We start from the raw sequence: 3,882 nt of genomic DNA, 5'->3' as shown, positions 1-3,882 counted from the left end.
CAGAATGAGGCGCGTCAGCTCGAGGCGGTGGGGGAGTGCGACCGCGTCTACGTCGAGAAGCAGTCCGCACGCTCTCGTACCGATCGGGTGAAGCTGGCCGAGTGCATCAGGTATCTGCGGGACGGTGACGAGCTGGTGGTCGCGTCGATGGACCGACTCGCCCGTTCCCTAGTCGATCTCAAGCAGATCGTTGGTGAGGTCACCGCGAAGGGCGCGAGCGTGGAGTTCGTACACGAGCGGGCCACCTACGCCGCTGGTGCCCAGGATCCTCGAGCCGACCTCATGCTGTCGCTACTCGGGGCGTTTGCCGAGTTTGAGCGGGCCATCATCCGTGAGCGCCAGGCCGAGGGCATCGCCATCGCCAAGGCGAAAGGCAAGTACAAGGGACGGAAACGCGTCCTGACCGACGAACAGATCGACAACGCCCGCACCCGCGTTGCGGCGGGGGAGGGGCCGACGGCGATCGCCCGAGACCTTGGGATTGGACGTTCCACGCTCTACCGGGCCCTGCAGTGCCGGGGGCGTAGTTGTTGATGGGTGGCCGACCTTGCAGTAGCCCTGCCACATCGAAGGAAAACGGGTGGTTAAGTTTACGAAGATTTGATGAAGAAAACCGACTGCGGCGCCGATGCGCCACGCCCACGTCGCAGAGAGTCGACACTGGGGCCACCTCGAGAGTCGAGGGTGTCGATTTCGAAGGGAAAGCGCGATGGATATGACGGGCATGATGGGCCAGGTGCACGACGTGCTGCACCAGCTGATGGCGTGGTTTCACCAGATGAGTGGAATGCCGATGATGGACATGATGGACATGGCGATGTAGAACACTACTTTCGCGGAGTGACCCGGTGGCGGGGGCGGGCAATTCGGGCCGCTGAAGTGTTCCCGGCGGCGATTCCACGCTTCGGCAGGGGCGACGCGTGTCGGGGCCGCGGCGCAACCGGTATCAGGGTGCCGGTACAACGTCGACTTCCCGGCCGCTGGTCAGTGCGTCCCACTCTGCCGGCCCGCGCTCACCGGAAGAGTGTCGCCGGGATGCCGTGCCCTGGCCGGCGATCACGGTAATTTCGTCCCTTCACCTTGGTTGCCTGATCGTTGACAGGGGCCGATCGAACAAATCACGCTGGTCTCGATGTCCGCGACTACGATGGCCGGACTTCTTGCCGCGGACCGTAAAACCGAGAGCATCCTGCCGAGTGCGATCGGCTTGCGCGGCCGTCGCCCGCAGGCCAGAGAACCTCGAACCCTGAGACGGTGCCGTTGCGCGCATCAGTCCAGTAGACCTTGCCGACCACGGCGTCGGTCACGTGAGCTGGCGCGAAACCGTGGACGCGACCGCGCGCACCGCATAGTTGGCCGGGTGGATGGCGACCCGGCCATGAGGCCGCCTCGGGGCCGGTCGGCTGGTGGGGTTCGCCGCACACCTCCGCCGGCGGTCGAATCCCTACGCGGGTGACCGCCTCGCTCCCGGAGCGCCACGGTAAAGGGGCCTGGGTAAGGAAAAGGGTCGATTCCGGCAGGGCAGGCGATAGGTTCCTGATGGTGATCGGGAAGTAGACGTTTACGGGTTGTATCGGTCGGTCGAGTGCGACCGACGCAGCCTCGCTCGGTGTGAACTCGACTGGCTCGCCGACGGTGATCTCTAGCTTGACTTCGCCTCCTCGGACTGTGTCGGAGTAGACCGCGGTCTGGCCAAACTTGCATGACCTGGTAAGTGGGCCTGTTTCGCAGACCGTGAGGTCAGGCACCGAAGTGGGATCATCTTCGAGGCCCGCTAGGGAGGGCTGCTCGGTGCTCGAAGTGGCTGTGTTTTCTGCCGCAGACGGGGCGTCGTCTTCCAGGAGCGCCCCGACAGTAATGATGCTGCCCAGGATAACGCCGACGCCGCCGACCGTGGCCCACATTTTCCAGGGGACTGGCGGCTTCGGCCTACGAAAGCTCAGGGTCGTTCGCACTCGGCCATGCTGCTGCGAGACCAACTCCCAGCCTTCCTGCTGCTTACTGGTGATCGCTTTCGACTCAGTGCCCGGGAACGCTTTGATTTCGGTGATCTCGTACCGTGGTTCCTTACTTGACATGTCTTTCCCGTCCGTCGATAGCGGTGCTGTGGGGTACCCGTGCCCAAGGGCGGGGATTAGCTACTCGGTGGAGTTTGCACTATTCATCGGACAAGTAGCGGTACACCGACGTGCGGTGCAGACCGAAGAACCGGCCCAGTTCCGCGGTGGTGTAGCCGCCGGTGGCGTGCATCTGGCGGAGCCTGTTGGCGTCAGCGGGGGAGAGCTTGGGCTGCCGACCGCGGTACTTGCCTTCGGCCTTTGCTCGAGCAACGCCTTCGCGGGTGCGCTCGCGGTTCATGGCGACCTCAAACTCGGCGGCCATACCCAGAACCTGGAATAGCATCGCGCCGACGGGATCGCCCGGGTCATAGGTAGACCGCCCGACAGTCAGGGATGCGCCGACACCCTGTATCTGGTCTGCAATGTCGAGCAGGTCTCGAAGCGATCGTCCGAGACGGTCGAGTTTGGTCACGACGAGCTCGTCACCATCGCGCAGTTCGGCTAGGGCGCGATCCAGTGCCGGACGCTTACGCCGTCGGCCACTAACCCCGCGGTCGAGGTGGATCCGCCGAGGATCAACGCCGAGCTCGATCAGTGCTTGTCGTTGTGTCTCGACGTTCTGTTCCTCAGTCGAAACGCGCCCGTAGCCGATCTTCACAACGGCAGTGTTGCATACGACCGTGACTTGCCCACCTTTATTGCGCTACATGTCTACGCCACAGCGGCAGGAGTCGCCGTTAGTGTTCGACCTGCGCGAGCCTCCGATTGGGCGTTCGCTCAGAAAGTGTCGCGTTAGACGATCGTCAAACGCGACAACTGCGTGGGCCCTCCCGCCGAGGCGGACTTGACCTTCCAGTCAACTTGAAGGTTTACCTTTGGGGCTGCCCTGCAGCTGCTGTTTGATGGAGGCCCATCGATGACCTGGATCGAGCGCTTGCAAAGCGTGTTTGTCGCCGCGGCCGCTCTGGCCGGGTTGGGGGTCGGTCTTGCGACTCCGCTCGGTGCCAGTGGCGAGTACGTAGTAATTCCGGCTCTGCTGGTGATGCTTATCGCTGTGTTCGTCCAGCTCGACGCCTCGAACTTGAAGGACGTGGGCAACGCCAAGGCGCTGGTCGCTGTCAGCTTGGTGTTGAACTACGTCTTCACGCCGCTTCTCGCTTGGGGCCTGGGTATTGGCTTGCTCGGTGAGCAGCCCGATCTTCGAATCGGGTTGTTGTTGTTGCTTGTTACCCCGTGTACCGATTGGTATCTCGTCTTCACCGCGATGGCGCGTGGCCATGCAGGGATCGCTACGGCGCTGCTTCCCGTCAATCTCGTGTTACAGCTGCTTTTGTTGCCGGTCTACGTGATGTTGCTCGGTGGTGAGGCTGCGATGGTCGACGCTGGCACCCTGCTGGAGGCAGTAGGGCTGATTCTCCTCACCCCACTGGGAGTGGCGTTCATACTGCGCTGGGTCAGCGCGGGATTCAAGGGCCGGCGATGGCGGGAACAGCACCTGATGAGGTGGGCGAACCGGGTGGTCATGCCGCTGCTGTGCCTAGCCCCGCTGATTCACGGGCCGGTGTGACTGCTGCTGTCGAGTGACGGACGGTCTGTTTTCGCGTAAGGGCGTGCGTGGGCGCCGGCTGGCGCTGCCGGTGGCGGGTCCCCGGGTGGTGATGTCGTGGGCGGTCAGAAAAGGTCAGGCGGGTTTGGGGATCGCGGCGATCTTGTTGAACACAGCGACGATGGCGGTGGCCCACGGCCACGTTTTGGGGATCTTCACTTTTCGCCGTCGTCCGCTACGGGTCAGCCGGGCTGCGACGTGCAGGAAGCGGTAGCG

General features: G+C 63.4%; 3 protein-coding genes. 2 read left to right on the top strand and 1 reads right to left on the bottom strand.

Annotated elements, in window-relative coordinates; all coding sequences use genetic code 11:
- The coding region (locus tag G6031_RS16790) for a recombinase family protein (RefSeq protein ID WP_182653878.1) at positions 1–534 on the top strand (534 nt) is incomplete at its 5' end.
- 1,623 nt (positions 535–2,157) lie between these two features.
- Here the strand turns inward: G6031_RS16790 and G6031_RS16785 are convergent.
- Positions 2,158–2,718 carry a recombinase family protein gene (locus G6031_RS16785; RefSeq protein WP_182640178.1) on the bottom strand — a complete coding sequence of 187 codons (561 nt, stop codon included), beginning with the start codon at positions 2,716–2,718 and terminating at the stop codon, positions 2,158–2,160.
- Between the two features lie 258 nt (positions 2,719–2,976).
- Between G6031_RS16785 and G6031_RS16780 the strand changes: the two genes are divergently transcribed.
- Positions 2,977–3,627, top strand: a complete 651-nt coding sequence (locus G6031_RS16780) for a hypothetical protein (RefSeq protein WP_182653877.1) — start codon at positions 2,977–2,979, stop codon at positions 3,625–3,627.
- Positions 3,628–3,882 lie beyond the last annotated feature (255 nt).

It is taken from the genome of Dietzia sp. CQ4 (genome assembly GCF_014145125.1).
Taxonomy (GTDB): domain Bacteria; phylum Actinomycetota; class Actinomycetes; order Mycobacteriales; family Mycobacteriaceae; genus Dietzia; species Dietzia natronolimnaea.
This window is presented reverse-complemented; position numbering and strand designations above follow the sequence as displayed.

Coding starts and splice junctions, on each gene's coding strand:
- G6031_RS16780 (WP_182653877.1), top strand. CDS start 2,977: ATGACCTGGATCGAGCGCTTGCAAAGCGTGTTTGTCGCCGCGGCCGCT.